Annotated in this window: 2 protein-coding genes; both read left to right on the top strand. The window is 51.5% G+C overall.

The annotated features are described in order from the left end of the window. Positions 1 to 250: 250 nt before the first annotated feature. Positions 251 to 676: a nitric oxide-sensing transcriptional repressor NsrR gene (gene nsrR / locus R7Z41_RS24125; RefSeq protein WP_318141653.1), complete on the top strand. Its 426-nt coding sequence runs from the start codon at positions 251 to 253 to the stop codon at positions 674 to 676. A gap of 38 nt (positions 677 to 714) precedes the next feature. Then, on the top strand, positions 715 to 1,162 hold a 448-nt coding region (locus R7Z41_RS24120; RefSeq protein WP_318141652.1), incomplete at its 3' end, for a winged-helix domain-containing protein.

Below are 1,162 nucleotides of genomic sequence, written 5' to 3'. Positions count from 1 at the left end.
GGATCGTACTGAAACCATGATTCTGCGCGACCCGTTCGACGCGTAATTCTGGTACGCCTGGCAGATATTTTGCCTGCCGGGCGAACAGTGTGATACATTGCTGTGTCGGGTAAGCCATTACGCTATCCGACACAGTGTTAAATCCTCGCTTTTTTCCTTCCCCGAACTGAAATAAATTAGCGACACAGCTTGTGGCTGGTTTATCATCAATATAAATGTATTTTTTCCCGATTTCCCTTTTGAGGTTGATGTGCAGTTAACGAGTCTCCCTGCTTCCGGCTTACGTTCGCTGATCTACATGGCGTCATTGCCAGAAGGGCGGATGACCAGTATTTCTGAAGTGACTGACGTCTACGGCGTCTCCCGTAATCATATGGTCAAAATAATCAATCAACTTAGTCGTGCCGGCTACGTGACTGCTGTTCGTGGAAAAAATGGCGGCATTCGCCTGGGTAAATCGGCGAGTGCGATACGTATTGGTGATGTGGTGCGCGAGCTGGAGCCCTTATCGCTGGTGAATTGCAGCAGTGAGTTTTGCCACATTACACCTGCCTGTCGGTTGAAACAGGCGCTTTCTAAGGCCGTGCAAAGTTTTCTTACGGAACTGGATAACTACACGCTTGCCGATTTGGTTGAAGAGAATCAACCGCTTTATAAATTATTGCTGGTGGAGTGACGAAAATCTTCATCAGAGATGACAACGGAGGAACCGAGATGTCACAAGATCCTTTCCAAGAACGCGAAGCTGAAAAATACGCGAATCCCATCCCTAGTCGGGAATTTATCCTCGAACATTTAACCAAACGTGAAAAACCGGCCAGCCGTGATGAGCTGGCGGTAGAACTGCACATTGAAGGCGAAGAGCAGCTTGAAGGCCTGCGTCGCCGCCTGCGCGCGATGGAGCGCGATGGTCAACTGGTCTTCACTCGTCGTCAGTGCTATGCGCTGCCGGAACGCCTCGACCTGGTGAAAGGTACCGTTATTGGCCACCGTGATGGCTACGGCTTTCTGCGGGTTGAAGGGCGTAAAGATGATTTGTATCTCTCCAGCGAGCAGATGAAAACCTGCATTCATGGCGATCAGGTGCTGGCTCAGCCGCTGGGCGCGGACCGTAAGGCCCGCCGCGAAGCGCGCATCGTCCGCGTCCTCGTGCCGAAAACCA

The sequence above is a fragment of the Vibrio sp. 1457 genome (genome assembly GCF_033340195.1).
In the GTDB taxonomy this organism is placed as follows: Bacteria; Pseudomonadota; Gammaproteobacteria; order Enterobacterales; family Vibrionaceae; genus Vibrio; species Vibrio alginolyticus.
Note: the sequence above shows the minus strand (reverse complement) of the source record. Positions and strands in the feature narration are given on the sequence as shown.